At 34.1% G+C, this 16,371-nt stretch carries 13 protein-coding genes; 6 read left to right on the plus strand and 7 right to left on the minus strand.

Annotation, left to right across the window (positions count from 1 at the left end):
* Positions 1-107: 107 nt before the first annotated feature.
* The 6 genes from FA045_RS04520 to FA045_RS04545 all read right to left on the minus strand — a co-directional run bounded on the left by FA045_RS04520 (position 108) and on the right by FA045_RS04545 (position 9,321).
* Entirely contained in the window at positions 108-2,546 is a 2,439-nt protein-coding gene (locus FA045_RS04520) for a TonB-dependent receptor (RefSeq protein ID WP_136874905.1), read from the minus strand.
* Between the two features lie 9 nt (positions 2,547-2,555).
* Positions 2,556-3,227 (minus strand): ribulose-phosphate 3-epimerase, encoded by a 672-nt coding sequence (gene rpe / locus FA045_RS04525; protein WP_136874907.1) that lies wholly within the window; start codon positions 3,225-3,227, stop codon positions 2,556-2,558.
* A 96-nt stretch (positions 3,228-3,323) separates the two neighbouring features.
* Positions 3,324-3,503, minus strand: a complete 180-nt coding sequence (locus FA045_RS04530; protein ID WP_136874909.1) for a hypothetical protein — start codon at positions 3,501-3,503, stop codon at positions 3,324-3,326.
* A gap of 647 nt (positions 3,504-4,150) precedes the next feature.
* On the minus strand, positions 4,151-6,286 hold the full coding sequence (gene pnp / locus FA045_RS04535; RefSeq protein ID WP_136874911.1) for a polyribonucleotide nucleotidyltransferase: 2,136 nt from the start codon (positions 6,284-6,286) through the stop codon (positions 4,151-4,153).
* A 117-nt stretch (positions 6,287-6,403) separates the two neighbouring features.
* Complete coding sequence (gene rpsO, locus FA045_RS04540; protein ID WP_136874913.1) at positions 6,404-6,688, minus strand: 30S ribosomal protein S15; 285 nt, start codon at positions 6,686-6,688, stop codon at positions 6,404-6,406.
* 362 nt (positions 6,689-7,050) lie between these two features.
* The gene (locus FA045_RS04545; RefSeq protein WP_136874915.1) at positions 7,051-9,321 is read right to left on the minus strand and encodes a M60 family metallopeptidase; all 2,271 of its coding nucleotides are present in this window, start codon (positions 9,319-9,321) and stop codon (positions 7,051-7,053) included.
* Positions 9,322-9,444: 123 nt separating this feature from the next.
* Here FA045_RS04545 and FA045_RS04550 point away from each other — a divergent pair, with 123 nt between their 5' ends.
* Together FA045_RS04550 and FA045_RS04555 are read left to right on the plus strand one after the other, a co-directional pair.
* Positions 9,445-9,864: an acyl-CoA thioesterase gene (locus FA045_RS04550; RefSeq protein ID WP_136874917.1), complete on the plus strand. Its 420-nt coding sequence runs from the start codon at positions 9,445-9,447 to the stop codon at positions 9,862-9,864.
* A gap of 327 nt (positions 9,865-10,191) precedes the next feature.
* Entirely contained in the window at positions 10,192-11,616 is a 1,425-nt protein-coding gene (locus tag FA045_RS04555) for an MATE family efflux transporter (RefSeq protein ID WP_136874919.1), read from the plus strand.
* A 338-nt stretch (positions 11,617-11,954) separates the two neighbouring features.
* Here the strand turns inward: FA045_RS04555 and FA045_RS04560 are convergent, their stop codons facing one another.
* Positions 11,955-12,938, minus strand: a complete 984-nt coding sequence (locus FA045_RS04560) for a D-alanine--D-alanine ligase (RefSeq protein ID WP_136874921.1) — start codon at positions 12,936-12,938, stop codon at positions 11,955-11,957.
* 120 nt (positions 12,939-13,058) lie between these two features.
* Between FA045_RS04560 and FA045_RS04565 the strand changes: the two genes are divergently transcribed.
* The 4 genes from FA045_RS04565 to FA045_RS04580 are packed head-to-tail and all read left to right on the plus strand — an operon-like array spanning position 13,059 to position 16,297.
* Positions 13,059-13,832: a PASTA domain-containing protein gene (locus tag FA045_RS04565; protein ID WP_136874923.1), complete on the plus strand. Its 774-nt coding sequence runs from the start codon at positions 13,059-13,061 to the stop codon at positions 13,830-13,832.
* A gap of 9 nt (positions 13,833-13,841) precedes the next feature.
* The gene (mltG, locus tag FA045_RS04570; protein ID WP_136874925.1) at positions 13,842-14,897 is read left to right on the plus strand and encodes an endolytic transglycosylase MltG; all 1,056 of its coding nucleotides are present in this window, start codon (positions 13,842-13,844) and stop codon (positions 14,895-14,897) included.
* A complete protein-coding gene (locus FA045_RS04575) occupies positions 14,897-15,307 on the plus strand; it encodes an acyl-CoA thioesterase (protein WP_136874927.1) in 411 nt (136 codons plus the stop codon). Before mltG ends, FA045_RS04575 begins: the two co-directional genes overlap by 1 nt.
* A complete protein-coding gene (locus tag FA045_RS04580) occupies positions 15,308-16,297 on the plus strand; it encodes a YihY/virulence factor BrkB family protein (protein ID WP_136874929.1) in 990 nt (329 codons plus the stop codon). It abuts the gene before it with no gap.
* Positions 16,298-16,371 lie beyond the last annotated feature (74 nt).

Below are 16,371 nucleotides of genomic sequence, written 5' to 3' on the forward strand. Positions count from 1 at the left end.
TTTGTAAATATGTTATTCATTGGTTTTAAAATATCAAAATTTTGAAATTAAACATGATATTTTAAGTAATTTTTATAAGTGTAAATCTAACACTTTGCTATTAATTTTTATTGATTTTTGAACTTTAATATCAATTTAAAGTTGAACTGCCGCCCAGTTAAATAATTTGGGACAGCATATTGAACGTTATCTACATCTTTTAACCATAAATATGAAACAGTGTTATTTACATTTAACAAATTAAATACTTCGATATAGGTGATAAACGAACTAAAATATTTTTCTAATAATTTGGGTTTACGCAAGGCGAAATCATCTAAAAAATCTTTAGAAAAACCGATGTCAACTCGCTTGTACGCAGGGATTTGAAAATCATCGCTATAAGTATTGCTTTGTGGCGAACCAATTGGTAAACGAGAACCATAAAGCATGGTTAAGTGAACCTTATAGGTTGGACTATTCAATAATCGATCTTGAAAAAACACAGAAAAATTTACACGCTGATCTGTTGGTCTTTTTAAAAACCCAGGATAAACAGTTGTAGGCACACCAACATTACTTTTAACAACATAAGAATCGCCAAGAATATCCTGATTGGCTTTCATAAATGATACCCTAAAGTAAGAAACCAAATCTTTAACAAACTCGCCTCCTATGCTAAAATCAGCTCCTAAAGTATTGCCAATTGCCGTTTGTGTAGAGAGGTATTTGATCCTAACATTATCAATTACATAGGGTATTAATCGATCTGAGTATTTGTAATATGCTTCTGAACTGAATTTTAAGCGTGTACCTAAACCATCAAAAGCATAATCAAAGCCAACAGATGTATTGTAGGAGCGTTGTGCTTTTTGGTTTAAATTTAAACCTCCATCAAATGCCCTAATGCTTCGGTAAGTTGGAGCTTGCTGATAAATACCTGCCGTAAAACGTAAAATTTGCTTATTATTATTTGGGCGGTACGCCAAAAGTAACCTCGGACTAAGTAATAATTGCTCACTTAAACTACTATAGCTCCCTCTAACACCCAACTGTAAATTGGTATTACTAGATAAACTATAACTATCCTGAACAAATGCAGTAAAATTATTAATATTTACTTGATTGGTTTGCTGTATAGATTGATCTAAATAAAATAAACTGGCATCGTTTGGCAAAATGTATCCAGCAGAATCAGTAAGGTGATATTCGATTAATTCATCCTTAAACCTATTTGCTTCAAACCTTAAACCCCATGAAAATACATGATTTTCAAAGTTTTGGTCTGCTTTAATCTCACTACTTATTGTTTGTGAATTTAAACTGTTACGAGCATAATTTAGGTAAGTACCTATTCCTCTATTTACACGAACAGATGTAAAATTATTGGTATTTAAGCCCGTTTCCAATTCATCAAAAATATAACGTCCTTCAATATCAAATCGTTCTTGCTCTTTCGTGTTAAAATAACTATTGATCCATTTAATTACCAAGTTTGGTTTCGGACTAAAAGTAGCAGTTACCGCACCGCCAGCTGTTTGATAGCTATCTATTTCCTGTCCGTTGTATGCAATATTTAACCTTAGTTGAGTATTTAATGTTCCAAATTGTGTTTCTCTATCTTCTGGAATTAATTTAAACTGCCCAATATTGAAATTACCCAAAGCGCTTAAACTAAATTTATCAGAAAAATTATACTGATATAGCAACTGGATATCACCAAAATTTGGATTGTAACTTCCTTTATTATCTTGTTGATTAAGTACACTTGCGTTATTCTTATACCTCAGCCCTGCTAAAAAAAAGCTTTTCTCGTTTACAAACTTTGTTGTTAAGGAAGTACCCAAAAAACCAGTAGTTAAAATAATTTGGTTGCTATCTGGCCTATCATATTTCACATCTAAAACGGATGACAATTTATCTCCATAACGAGCCTCAAATCCACCAGCAGAAAATTTGGCTCTAGATACTAAATCACCGTTAATAAAACTTAATCCTTCTTGTTGCCCGTTTCTAATTAAAATTGGTCTGCTGATTTCTATATCATTAATATAGGTTAAGTTCTCGTCAAAATTTCCTCCTCTAACACTGTACTGCGAACTTAATTCGTTGTTGGTAGAAACACCAGGCAATGTTTTTAAAATTGCTTCAAAATTACCAGAAACTGATGGCAATGATTGTAAATCTGCAATATTAATGGTACTCGTATTACTTAGCTGATTTTGCCTATTCGTTACGGTAACCTGCTCTAACTCGTTGATATTGGGCTCGAGAAATAAATCTCTAATAATGCGACCTGCTGCTTTTTCATTAATTTTTAGCAATACTGGTTTATACCCTAATAGATTATATTTTAAGGTAAAAGATGTGGTTTTAGAGTAAATGGTATAGTCTCCATTTGCATCGGTTAACGTAGATTCTTGCTGACCTAATACCGCGACGGTAACTTGCTGTAATGGTGTAGATTTTGGATCTAATATTTTACCTGTAACCCTTACCAATGGCTGAGCATTTACCAAAGTAAAGCCAAATACAAAAGTAAAAATCAACAGATATAATTTTCTCATTAAAAGAGATTAGATTTGATAGCTAACTTCAGGTCTATTTTTCATATCAGCAATCATCTGGGTCTGATCTGCTGCAGCAAAAATTGCATTACCAGCAACAAATGCAGTAGCTCCTGCGGTAATTAAGGCATCTATATTTGAGATACTAACGCCTCCATCTACTTCTATAATTAAATCTGGATGAATTTCATTTGCCATGTTTCTTAGCTCAGTAATTTTATTAAATGATTGTTCGATAAACTGCTGACCACCAAAGCCTGGATTTACAGACATGATTAAAACCATATCTAAATCTGCCAAAATATCTTTTAACAAAATTACTGGTGTATGAGGATTGAGCGCCACACTTGCTTTGCAGCCATGAGATTTGATTAACTGAATTGTTCTGTGTAAATGCGTACAAGCCTCGTAGTGAACAGTAATTATTGCAGCACCATTTTTTGCAAATTCTTCTATATATTGATCTGGATTTACAATCATTAAATGAACATCTAATGGTTTTTTAGCGTATTTATTTACTGCTTTCATTACTGGAAAACCGAAAGAGATATTAGGTACAAAAACACCATCCATTACATCAATATGAAACCAATCAGCTTCACTGTTATTGATCATTTCGATATCGCGTTGCAGATTAGCAAAATCAGCAGAAAGTATGGATGGAGCTATAATGTGTTTCATTTTTATTTAGTTTATCGTCATTGCGAGGCACGAAGCAATCTTAAAGCGAGAGTAATTTAGCAGATTGCTTCGTGCCTCGCAATGACGCGTTTGTTATTAATCCATTTTTTTATGGATAACCTTTGCAGATTTCAACATGATATTCATTTTCATCAGCCTTGCCATTGTATAAAACCTTTCTATGTAGGAGCTGGATAAAGCTTTACGCATTAAATCATCTTCAGCTTTTTTATAATCAGCTATTGGTTCTTCAACTATGTTAGTTTTGCTTTTCATATCAATACATGCAAGTTACAAAAGAAGTGGGGAACTTTGTAGTGGCAGGCTTAAAATATTGGTACTGCCTTACTTTTATAAACTGGATTGCAGCGGCATCCTTTTTGGCTGTCATCCTGAGCGCCTGCCTGCCGTGGCTGGTAGTTGAAGGATAGCCACAAAAGATACAGCGAGCCAGACTGCCTATGCTACAAAGTGATGGACTTGCTTTTCAAAAAATCATAACAGTAAATCGAGATTCTTCGCTGCGCTCTGAATGACAAATCTCAGAAACAAAAAATTGTCATTCCGAGGAACGAGGAATCTATTAACCTGAGCTCGATTATTATTTATTGTCTTTAAACACCTCGGTCTACGACCACCCCTCTGAAAGAGGGGAATGGAGTGCGCAATTCCCCTCCTTTGGAGGGGTGCCCAAAGGGAGGGGTGGTTGAAACAAAAATAAATTACTTAAACGGCACAACAATGTATACTAATAATCGAACTGAGGTTATTAAGTCTAATCCTTCGACTACGCTCAGGATGACAAATCTCAAAAACAAAAACCCTTCCAGTAAAACTGAAAGGGCTGATTTCGGTGGGTGGAGACACCCAACCGATAGAACTTATAAACTTCCTACTTTCCAACTTCCGGACTTTCGGACTTTTTATACTTGTGGAGTTGCAGGTTTCTCAGGGCGTGGCAACAAAACTTTACGAGAAAGCTTCATTTTACCTTGTTTATCTACATCTAACAATTTAACTTCTATTTTATCGCCTTCTTTAAGCACACCATCCATAGTTTCTAAACGCTCCCAAGAAATCTCAGAGATGTGCAATAAACCATCTTTACCTGGCATAATTTCTACGAATGCACCAAATGGCATGATAGATTTTACTTTACCTTGGTAAGTTGCGCCAATTTCTGGTTTAGCAGCAATCGCACTAATACGTGCTACCGCAGCATCAATAGCAGCTTTATTATCAGCAAAAATCTCAACAATACCTTTGTTACCAACTTCTTCAATAGAGATTGAAGCGCCAGTTTCACGTTGCATTTCTTGAATAATTTTACCGCCTGGACCTATTACCGCACCAATAAATTCTTTATCAATAGTTAATGAAACAATACGTGGAGCATGTGGTTTCATATCTGCATTAGGCTCAGCGATGGTTTTCTTCATCTCTCCTAAAATATGTAAACGACCTTCTTTAGCTTGCAATAAAGCTTTAGTTAATACTTCGTAAGATAAACCATTGATTTTCAAATCCATCTGACAAGCAACAATACCTTTTTCGGTACCAGTTACTTTAAAATCCATATCGCCTAAATGATCTTCATCACCTAAAATATCAGAAAGGATAGCATATTTACCAGTTTTCTCATCAGTAATTAAACCCATTGCAATACCAGAAACTGGTGCTTTGATTTTAATACCAGCATCCATTAGTGCTAAAGTTGCAGCACAAACAGTTGCCATTGATGATGAACCATTAGATTCTAAAATATCAGAAACGATACGGATTGTATATGGATTATCTGCTCCTTCTGGTAACACTTTCTTTAACGAACGTTGTGCTAAAGCACCATGTCCTATTTCTCTTCTACCAGCTCCTCTGTTTGGTCTAACCTCACCAGTACTAAAACCAGGGAAATTATAGTGTAATAAGAATTTGTTGTAACCATTAACAAAAGCACCATCAATCATTTGCTCATCATCTTTGCTACCTAAAGTAACCGATGTTAAAGATTGCGTTTCGCCACGTGTAAACACTGCCGAACCATGTGCTGCTGGTAAATAACCTACTTCACTCCAAATTGGGCGAATTTCTGTTGTTTTACGACCATCTAAGCGAATACCTTCATCTAATAAAAGATTTCTAATTGCATCGTACTGCACATCATGATAATAATGTTTAGCCATTGCTTTAGTTAAATCTTCCGTTTCTTCTGGCATTGCTGCAAAGAAATCGTTAATTATAGCAGTAAAACCAACTTTACGCTCGTCTTTATTAGAACCAGATTTAGCTACAGCATAAACTTTATCGTAAGTTGCAGCATAAACTTGTTGTTTTAAAATTTCGCTATGGTCTTCGTGGTTATATTCACGTTTTACAGTTTTGCCAGTAGCTTCGGTTAATTCTAATTGAACGGCACATTGAACTTTAATTGCAGCATGTGCAAATTTCAACGCTTCAACCATTTCATCTTCCTGAATTTCATCACACTCACCTTCAACCATACCGATATCGTTAGCCGAACCAGCAACCATAAATTCTAAAGTTGCACGCTCTAATTCGCTAGCTTTTGGATTGATTACCAATTTACCATCAATTTTAGCTACACGTACTTCAGATATTGGGCCGTTAAAAGGGATATCAGACACTGATAAAGCTGCAGATGCCGCTAAACCAGCTAAACAATCTGGCATAATATCTTTATCTGCCGAGATCAATGAAATCATTACTTGTGTATCAGAGTGATAATCTGAAGGGAACATAGGGCGTAAAGCTCTATCAACCAAACGAGAAATTAACACTTCATAGTCAGATAGTCTTGCCTCACGACGCAAAAACCCTCCTGGAATACGACCAGTAGCCGCATATTTTTCTTGATAATCTACCGATAAAGGTAAAAAATCTGTACCTGGTTTGGCACCAACGGTAGATACTACAGTTGCTAACAACATGGTATCGCCCATTTTAACTACAACAGCACCATCAGCTTGTTTAGCCAATTTACCTGTTTCAATTTCTACAATTCTTCCATCGCCCAAATCGAACGATTTTTTTATTACATTCATATTTAATTGTTGTGATCTGCTTTTCCTCTTTCGAACAGATCGAGTTTATATATATTTTCTTCGAGTATTAAACTAAAAAAGCCATCTGCTTTTAAGGCTGATGGCTTTTAATAAGCATTACAATGATTTAATGATATCTCTTAGCGATAAAGCTTTGATAATAGCACGATAACGAGTAATATCTTTTTTGTATAGGTAAGCCAAAATACCACGGCGTTTACCTACCAATTTTTGAAGTGACAACTGCGTAGAGAAATCTTTACGATTTTTCTTTAAGTGTTCTGTTAAGTGCGCAATACGGTATGTAAATAACGCTACTTGACCTTCTGCAGAACCAGTGTTGGTTTCTACTTCGCCGTGTGTTTTAAAAATTTCGGCTTTCTTTTCTGTACTTAAATACATTCTTGAATAATATTAAAGTGATATTTATTAATTAATTGTGGCGCAAAGATAAGGTATTTTAGTTTAAAAACAAGAGTTTAGAAATATGCTTTTTAATTATTAACATTAAGAAATTAAGGTAATTAAGCCGCTGGCAATCGCAACAAACCACAACTCAATCCTTCTCAATACCTTAATGTTTAATTAGAAAACAATGCCAGTACTACTTGACAATTGCAGCCCCACCCTCGCTTCTGCCGTGAAGGCGGCATCTCGCTAAGTCGGGTTTATTTAACAAAGGAAGTGGTTCTTTTGTTGGTTGAATATTAATTGCTGATTTAAGGTTTTTATGATGTGATTCTTTAAAAGAATTGTATTACATTTTACTTAAAGCCCATTAATCCAGAGCTAAATTCTACTGGTAGCCATACCCTTAAATTTGCAACCTCTCTTTTTGCCTCATTTGAAATTGGCAACTTCCATACATCGAAAAATGAACTTAGATTAGTTTTTGTAGCTTTAGAGATGTTTATAAACCAAAAGTCTATCTTTTCTTGTTGTGATTTAGGATAATTTGATAAAGGTAAATTCCTATAAACTTTATTTACCTCCTTAATTGGCTTCCAACCAAAGTTTTCAATTAATTGAATATACATACATAATGCAGTAAATGGATCGTCTTTCCATTTTTCAAAAGTTGGTTTGTTATTCAGGTACTTTTTAATACGTTTAAAAACAACTTCTCTACTTGAGATATTATCTGCACTATAAATTCCCTTTTTCAACACCTGATCATACACATACATCGAAAATAAGTTCACTGTTACTTCGCCCAGACCATCAAAATCAATTCCCCAAAACTGATGTCGGTGTCCAAGTTCATGAAAATGCCCCCAAGAACCTTTAGTCAGTAAAATATTTTCATTCAACATCCAATCACAGCTTTCTTCAGGCACAACAATGCGATCTTGATCAGTAAACATAAATCCAAAGGCAACCTGATCATCTACAATGATTCGTTCTTTGTATTTTCTTTCTCTTGATACTATTGCTAAATCTGCATCTGCATCTAATACTTTATCCCAAAACTGCATTAATTGTTGTGGATGATCTAATTTTAGAATTCGATTTGATGGAATAATCAAACTGACCTTCTCACTACTCAGTTCTGCCCATGGCGCTTTATGACCTTTAATTTGAGCCTTCCACTCATCTTCTGTAGTTTCGCCTAGTTTAAAATAAGGAGACTTAACAGCCCCACTTACCGTTAGTTTAATAAATTTTAAAGCTGATGTATCAGCAACTTTAATTGACAATAAACCACCATAAGGAGAAAAAATTACTTTTTCAGTTGTATTCAGTTCAAATTCACGAGTTAAATCAAAACCTAATCTAGTCAATTCATCCTTATGCATTAAATCATTGTTGTGCACACCAATCTGAGCCTTTAAACGTTGTCCAATCAATTCATCAGCAATCGTAATTTTAACTTTTTCACCAGCGGGAACGTAAAATCCAGTACTTTGCGGCCTGTAAAAAACACTTTTCGGCTCCCATAATCCTTGAATACCTATTTTCACTGGAATAGTTATTTCCTCAGTTATTCGCTTTACATCTTTATCTACTTCACCAGGAAAAACGTGATAACCAGGTGCTTTTACAAATGTATCCGTTCCTAATTTCAACTGATTAAATTTTCCCTCTAAAATATAAGCAAGCTTTTCTTTACCTGTTGCAATACTAATCGGGTGTAATTTTGATGGATATCTTATTGAATCAGATAAATTAAACATGGTTCTGATTTCTTTTAAAATTGGTGAATTGAGCATATTTGCCTTAAAAATCAAATCAATTGTAGTGTTAACCGCATACAGTTTTTCTTCATAAGAAATATCCGTAATCGCTGTGTCACTTAAATAAGGAAATAGCGTGTTTGGATGAAGGTAATACGGAAAGTTGGAGAGTATGAGGTTATTGTTTTCTTTAGTTTGTTTGATTAATATATTTGCATTGAAAATGCCCGCTTTCATTAAAAGTTGATTGATTTTTAATTCATGAGCACCAGATTTAACTTTTAGTATTTCATTATATGGAGATCCGAAAACTAATGTTCCTCCAGAACGAATAAAATTTTCTAACTTTTCACGTTCCAATTTATCTTCCAAATCCTGATCTAAAAAGATGATTTTCGTTCTTTTACCAATTTTAAATTTCTTGATTTGACGGATTTTATAAGCATTAAAAAAGGCCTCAATCCCAGGTTTTTCAGCTCCAATCAGACCTATTTCTAGTTTATCTTTGTCATCACCCTTACTCCATTCCACCACATTTTTTATAAGTATTCCAACTTGATGATTACCCAACATTGGTAGTGAAAAATAAGCTGGTGAACCGAAAACGATAATTTTTCCTTTACCCAATCTGGAGGTTGTTATTGCATTTAGCTTAATACCAAAACCTTCAACATTAATCGCTGCAATGATTGTTGGATCATTATTACCTATATAAAAACCCGAAACCATTGAACCATTTGTTGGAAATGGAATTTGAGTTACACCATTTAATAAAATTGAACGATCAGTTTGTTGCGCTTTAATAAGATGAGTAAATCCACATAAAAGAAATAAATAAATTATACAAAACCGTTTATACATAAAATGAATGATTTGAAGGATGATTAAATATAGATCAAATCAAAACGATTAATATTTATTTAACAGAAATTAACTTATGACTAGATTCAATCACAAATTCCCCAATTATCGTAATTTCGCATTATGATTAAAAACCAATACAGCATTTTCGAAACCGAGTTAAATGTTCGCCCTGATGATATAGACATGTTTAACCATGTACACAATAGCAAATACCTTGATTATGTATTGGCAGCCAGGTACGAGCAAATGGAGAAATTTTATGGCATGAGCTGGGAAAAATTTTCAGAACAAGGTTATGGTTGGGTAGTTGCAAAAGTGACCATCAACTTTAAACGTCCCTTAACTATGGGCGATAAAATGTTGGTTAGAACAGGTATTTTAGAGATGAACGAAAAAGGCAGCAATGTACAATTCGAAATAATCAATAAAACAACAGGCAAAGTATCTTCAGATGGCATTTTTGATTACGTGATGATCGATTTAGCAACTCAACGCTCTTGTAAAGTAAATGAAGAGATGATTAAGGCTTATAGTATTTAAAGTGATTAAACTGATTTTAGGAGATTTCACAGATTTCATTTCATGTCATCCTGAGCTTGTCGAAGGATCTCCTAAGCCGAATAAACATTCAAATTATTTTCTAAATCTAATTGACAATAATTAAGAAAATGTTAACTCCCTAAAATATTGATAATCAATATTATTTTTTGCTCCTTAATTTTATTTTCTATTTTTGTCTTATTAAAATCTAATGAACCATGATAGCTTCGAGGGCAAAATTTGGCTGTTAAAAGCTAAATCCACATTCTTTTTATCAAATAACGGATGCTTTTCTAGCATCAAATGGTTTATATCTTATTTTTCAAAATGTCACAATCATTAAAGACTAAAAACAGTCTTACAAATTTCTTCTCCCTACTTTGGGATGCTATAACTGGAAAAGAAACAGATTATACAACAGTAAGTATTCGCAAAGCAATCTTTCTTTTAGCCATACCAATGATGCTAGAAATGATGATGGAATCGGTTTTCGCTCTGGTAGATTTATATTTTGTTGGTCATTTACCTAATAGCAGCAATGCCATCCAAACCGTTGGTTTAACAGAATCTGTATTAACAATTATTTACTCACTAGCTATCGGTATGAGTATGGCTGCAACTGCAGTAGTAGCTCGTAGAATCGGAGAAAAAAACCCAGAAGCAGCAGCAAAAGCTGGAATGCAAGCCATTTTAATTGCTGTTGTTGTAAATGTAATTATCAGCATTGCTGGATTTATTTACGCAAAGGAAATTTTATTAATAATGGGTGCAACTGAAACTACGGCTGTACAAGGAACAACCTTTGTACAAATTATGATGGGCAGTAGCGTAATCATCATGCTCCTATTTTTAATTAATGGCATTTTTAGAGGTGCAGGCAATGCATCTATCGCCATGCAAAGTTTAATTATAGCAAATGTAGCCAACTGCATTTTATGCCCAATTTTTATTAGAGGTTTTGGTTTTATACCAGCCTATGGTTTAACTGGGGCGGCTATAGCTACCACAATTGGTAGGGGTCTAGGGGTTTGTTATCAACTATTTCATTTGGTGAGAGGTAATAGTGCCTTAAAAATTAAATTATCATATTTTAAACCTCACTTTGAGCAGATTAAAGCAATTTTAAAAATTGCTGCACCAGCTATTTTGCAATTTGTAATTGCCTCTTGTAGTTGGATATTTTTAGCAGAGTTAGTTGCCACAACTGGCGGAGATCATGGTTCGGCAGGCTACCAAACGGCATTGCGTTTAATGATGTTTTTTATGTTGCCTGCTTGGGGCTTAAGTAATGCTGCTGCAACATTAGTTGGACAAAATATGGGCGCTGGCCACATGGATAGAGCTGAACAATCTGTTTATACTACAATGAAATTCTCCGTAATTTTTATGGCATTGGTTACAATTCTATTTTTAACCTGCGGTAAATATTTTGCAGCCTTTTTTACTACTGATGAGCAAATTAAAGCGGTTGCTGTAGAAGCTTTACGAATTTTAAGTTATGGTTTTGTGTTATATGGCATTGGGATGGTTTTGGTTAGTGCCTTTAACGGTGCTGGAGATACTTTAACACCAACAAAAATTAACATTATTGCGTTTTGGCTATTTCAAATTCCATTTGCTTACTTTTTAGCTAAGTATTTAAATATGGGGCCAACAGGTGTGTTTATTGCCATCCCAGTTGCTGAAGTAGGCATAACCATTGCCTCTTTTATTTTATTTAAACGCGGTGGCTGGAAGAAAAAAGTGGTGTAAAGATAAACACAGATTTTAAGAACCTTGATGAGTTATCATCAAAAAATCTTCACAAAAAAGTCTCAAGAATATCACTTGAGACTTTTTAATTTAAAACTATTTGTAGGCGCTTTAAAAGCCAAAGAACCACTTGCTTTGTACTATAAACCCGATTGAAGTGGATGCCAACCCGATTTTATCGGGATTATTGGCAGAAACAAAAAGCGGGACTTCAAAAGCCAAGAATTACAGACCTTGTTTTACAAAAATTAAGAAATTGTTTAAAAATAATTCATAAAAGTAACTGTCAGTCTGAGCGCCTCACTAAGAAAGTTATTCGATTGAAATTTAAACAGATTCTAAATCGTCTCTTCGATTACTTGCGTATAAAAATCTTTTAATTCCATACCCATTGCCGCTACTTGTTGTGGTATAAAACTAGTAGCCGTTTGACCCGGAATGGTATTGATTTCGATAAAATAGAAATTACTGGTTTCTTTCTCTAAAAAATAGTCGATACGTACAATACCGTTGCAATTTAGTTTCTCATAAACATCGGCAACAACTTGCTCTACCTTATTTTTCTCTTCATCAGACATTCTGCCAGGTGTAATTTCTTCGGTAGCACCAGGCGTATATTTCGCTTCAAAATCAAAAAATTCATTTGCCGGAATTACCTCCGTTGCTGGCAAAACCACAATTTTGCCTTTTGTTTTAAATACACCTACCGAAAACTCTCTACCTTCTACAAATTCTTCAATCAAAACCTGGGTATCTTCCTTAAAAGCTTTATCTAACGCACTTTGTAAATCATCTGCATGTTTAACCTTGCTCATGCCAATGCTACTGCCACCATTATTTGGTTTAACAAAATAAGGTAATTTCAGTTCTGCTTTAATATCATCAACAGAAAAAGTAGTGTTTTTAAAAATTTGAACAGACTTGGCAACATTTAAATTTTTAATACCGTGTACAATAGCTTTAGTGTAGCCTTTGTTCATGGTAATGGCCGATGTTAATGCACTGCAAGTGGTATACGGAATGCCTAACATATCAAAATAGCCTTGCAATTTACCATCTTCGCCTGGCGAACCATGGATTGCAATAAAAACGCCATCAAATTTTATTTTTCTTCCATTTAACGTTAATGAGAAATCATTTTTGTCGATATCAATTTTAACAGAATCAGCAGGTTCATAAAACCAGCCATTTTCTGTAAGCATAATTTTATAAACATCGTACTTTGTAGTATCTAAGTTTTGAGCTATGGTAGCTGCGCTTTTAACTGAAACCACCCACTCGCCTGTGGTGCCACCTGTTAATAATGCGATCGTTTTCTTCATGGAGATAAATTTTTAAATCCAAAAATATAAATTTTGTTGATGCAGATTTGATTTTAATTGAGATAAAATATTTTTTTAACCTAAATTTGAACGCTTAACATCAATCCTAAAAGAAAATAAATGAGCAAATTTATTGCATATCTTAAAACAAAATCTTTCAGAAACAACCTTATTGCAGCTATTTGTACCGTTGCTGCAATTTTACTGATTGCTTTTTTTAGTTTACGTTATTATACAAAACATGGCGAAGGCTTAAATGTACCAGAACTAAAAGGACTAACACTTTCTCAAGCTGTTAGCAAACTAGAGGAACTTGGCTTGAGGTATGAGATTGATTCTGTTTTTATTATGGATAAACCGCCTGGAATTGTTACAGATCAAGATCCTGATGCGAATACATTTGTTAAAGACAATAGAACAATTTATTTAACAATAAACACATCTCAGGCGCCAAATGTAAATTTCCCTGATATTGAAAATAAATCGTTAAGAGAAGCTGTAGCAATTTTAGAAAGTTATCGTTTAAAGCTTGGGGACACTACGTACAAACCAGATGTTGCAAAAGATGTGGTATTAGAAACCTATTTTGGCGGACAATTGATTAGAACAGGAGAAGTGTTACCAACTGGGTCGAGAATAAACTTAACCTTAGGTGATGGAAGAGGAAATGAAGATGTTGAGTTGCCAAACTTGGTGGGCCTACCTTTAGATGAAGCTAAATTTTCATTAAGAGGAGCTATGCTTACTTTAGGCACCATTAATTACGAAGGGGAAATTACTGATACCGCTAATGCAGTTATTGTAGCACAGTTTCCCTTAGCAGCCGATAGCGTTGTAAAAGTTAAAATAGGTACACCAGTAAATATTACTTTAACCAATAAACCAAAAAATTAGATTGTAGAGATGACTGAATTGAATAAAAAAACCACTTCGAAAAGCACAAAAATTGTTTTAGTAATTGCTATAATAGTTTTAGCAATTGGCGGATATTTTGGTTTAAATATCTATAGAACATATTTGGCGGCAAATATTACTGGCAACCAAAAATACATTTATATAAAAACTGGTACAACCTATGATGAGTTTTTGAATTACTTAGAAACAAAAGATGCTTTAAATAGCATGGTTACTTTTAAAGAAGCCGCCGGAAAAATGAATTTGGCGAAAAGTTTAAAACCTGGTCGCTATGCAATAAAAGTAGGTATGAACAATAGAACTTTGGTAAATAAGCTAAAATCTGGCAATCAAGATGCTGTTCAACTGAAATTTCAGAACATTAGAAAAAAAGAAAACTTTGCAGCCTATTTAGCTAAAAACGTAGAAGCTGACTCTACTTCATTTATGCAGGTTTTAGATTCTGCTGCATTGATAGAAAAATATGGTTTCGACAAGGAAACGGTTTACACTATGTTTATTCCTAATACATACGAACTTTATTGGAATACTAGTCCGCTTGATTTTTTTGAGAAGATGCAAAAAGAATACAGCAAATTTTGGAATGCAGAACGTAAACAAAAAGCTGCTGCTTTAAACCTTACCCCTATTCAAGTTACTATTTTAGCTTCGATTGTTGATTCTGAGGCTTTGTACGATAAAGAAATGCCAACTATTGCTGGTTTATACCTTAATCGTTTAAACCGAGGTATTTTATTACAGGCAGATCCTACAGTAATTTTCGCAAATGATGATTTTACAATTAAGAGAGTGCTTAATTCGCATTTAGCCAAAAACTCTAAATACAATACTTACAAGTACGCTGGCCTGCCTCCTGGACCAATTATGATGCCGAGCATAAATGCTATTGATGCAGTACTTAACCCTGATGATAACAATTACATCTACATGTGTGCAAAAGAAGATTTCTCTGGCTACCATGCCTTTGCAGAAACTAGAGAACAACATGAGATTAATGCAAATAAATATAGAGCAGCAATGAACAAGCGTAACATTTACAAATAATGTTTGTATACGAAAGCAAAGTAAAAGTTAGGTATGTAGAGACCGATCAAATGGGCGTGGTACACCATAGTAACTATGCACAATATTATGAATTAGCCCGAACAGAATGTTTTGAAGCATGCTCTGGTATGAGTTACCAAACAATGGAAGATGAAGGTGTAATGTTGCCCATTTTAGAAATGCAATCTAAATTTTTAAAGCCAGCGCACTATAACCAAACCTTAACCATTAAATCTATTGTAAAAGAATTACCAGCAGTTAGACTTACCGTAGATTATGAAATATATAACGAAGCAGAACAATTAATAAATATTGGAAAGACTGTGTTGGTATTTGTAAACAGACAAACACGTAGACCATGCCAACCCCCAGAAAATTTCATGAAACAGGTTCGTCAATACTTTAAATAAATGAATTGGGTACATCAACAGTTATTGCGGTTAGCACCTTATCGGTTGTTCATAAAGTGGACTAAAGCTTGCGTATTACCTGGTTTTAGCCCATTACCTTTATATACTGTAGCCACTTTCTTTTTTAAAGAGATTGGAAAAGAAACTTTGGTAAACAAAGCATCTTCTTTGGCTTACAATTTCATGTTGGCAATATTTCCTGCTATCATATTTCTATTTACGCTTATCCCCTACATCCCTAAAAGTATTGGCTTTCAAAAAACATTGATGGATTTGTTGGCTTTGGTTTTACCAAATACTGCTTATTTAGCTTTTGAAACCACTATTAACGAAATTGTAAACATCCAAAATGGCAGTTTATTATCTGTTGGTTTTATACTTTCTATATTTTTCTCAACCAATGGCGTTCATAAATTGATGATTGCTTTTAATAAATCATCGCTAATTGTAGAAACCAGAACTTGGCTAAAACAGCGTTTGGTAGCTATGGTATTAACTTTCATTATAGCTGTATCTGTTGTTGTTTGTATTGCAGCAATGGCCATAGGCGAAATCTTATTAACTTATTTGCAAAATGAACTCGACTACAAAGGCGGGGTTACTTTATTTGCCATACAACTTACCAAATGGGCTTTACTGGGCATACTATATTTCATAACAGTATCAATTTTATACAGATATGGTCCGGCTCATGCCAAAAAATGGAAATTCTTTAGTGCTGGCTCTTGGTTAGCTACCATTTTAGCTTTTGTAACCATTTGGGGATTTTCGTTTTACATTAACAATTTCGGATCTTACAATAAACTTTACGGTTCTATTGGAACTTTAATTGTGGTGATGATTTGGCTATACCTTAATTCACTAATTTTATTGATTGGTTTTGAGTTAAATGCTAGTGTAGATTTATCGAAAAGGAGCGTAAAAATCATCCGTCCTAACTTCAATCTGTTCAAAAAACCACTTCCAACAGAAGAAAAACTAAAGAAATAAAAATTTTTATTCCTCTGTTTAAGGCGCTTAGCATATTTTTTGAAAAAAGATGCATTCACAGTTTGCAGATTTAA

It is taken from the genome of Pedobacter cryotolerans, from assembly GCF_005116475.1.
GTDB lineage: Bacteria > Bacteroidota > Bacteroidia > Sphingobacteriales > Sphingobacteriaceae > Pedobacter > Pedobacter cryotolerans.

Excerpts from the sequence above, each read along its gene's own strand:
- FA045_RS04520 (WP_136874905.1), bottom strand. The coding sequence starts at position 2,546 with ATGAGAAAATTATATCTGTTGATTTTTACTTTTGTATTTGGCTTTACT.
- rpe (WP_136874907.1), bottom strand. The coding sequence starts at position 3,227 with ATGAAACACATTATAGCTCCATCCATACTTTCTGCTGATTTTGCTAAT.
- FA045_RS04530 (WP_136874909.1), bottom strand. The coding sequence starts at position 3,503 with ATGAAAAGCAAAACTAACATAGTTGAAGAACCAATAGCTGATTATAAA.
- pnp (WP_136874911.1), bottom strand. The coding sequence starts at position 6,286 with ATGAATGTAATAAAAAAATCGTTCGATTTGGGCGATGGAAGAATTGTA.
- rpsO (WP_136874913.1), bottom strand. The coding sequence starts at position 6,688 with ATGTATTTAAGTACAGAAAAGAAAGCCGAAATTTTTAAAACACACGGC.
- FA045_RS04545 (WP_136874915.1), bottom strand. The coding sequence starts at position 9,321 with ATGTATAAACGGTTTTGTATAATTTATTTATTTCTTTTATGTGGATTT.
- FA045_RS04550 (WP_136874917.1), top strand. The coding sequence starts at position 9,445 with ATGATTAAAAACCAATACAGCATTTTCGAAACCGAGTTAAATGTTCGC.
- FA045_RS04555 (WP_136874919.1), top strand. The coding sequence starts at position 10,192 with ATGTCACAATCATTAAAGACTAAAAACAGTCTTACAAATTTCTTCTCC.
- FA045_RS04560 (WP_136874921.1), bottom strand. The coding sequence starts at position 12,938 with ATGAAGAAAACGATCGCATTATTAACAGGTGGCACCACAGGCGAGTGG.
- FA045_RS04565 (WP_136874923.1), top strand. The coding sequence starts at position 13,059 with ATGAGCAAATTTATTGCATATCTTAAAACAAAATCTTTCAGAAACAAC.
- mltG (WP_136874925.1), top strand. The coding sequence starts at position 13,842 with ATGACTGAATTGAATAAAAAAACCACTTCGAAAAGCACAAAAATTGTT.
- FA045_RS04575 (WP_136874927.1), top strand. The coding sequence starts at position 14,897 with ATGTTTGTATACGAAAGCAAAGTAAAAGTTAGGTATGTAGAGACCGAT.
- FA045_RS04580 (WP_136874929.1), top strand. The coding sequence starts at position 15,308 with ATGAATTGGGTACATCAACAGTTATTGCGGTTAGCACCTTATCGGTTG.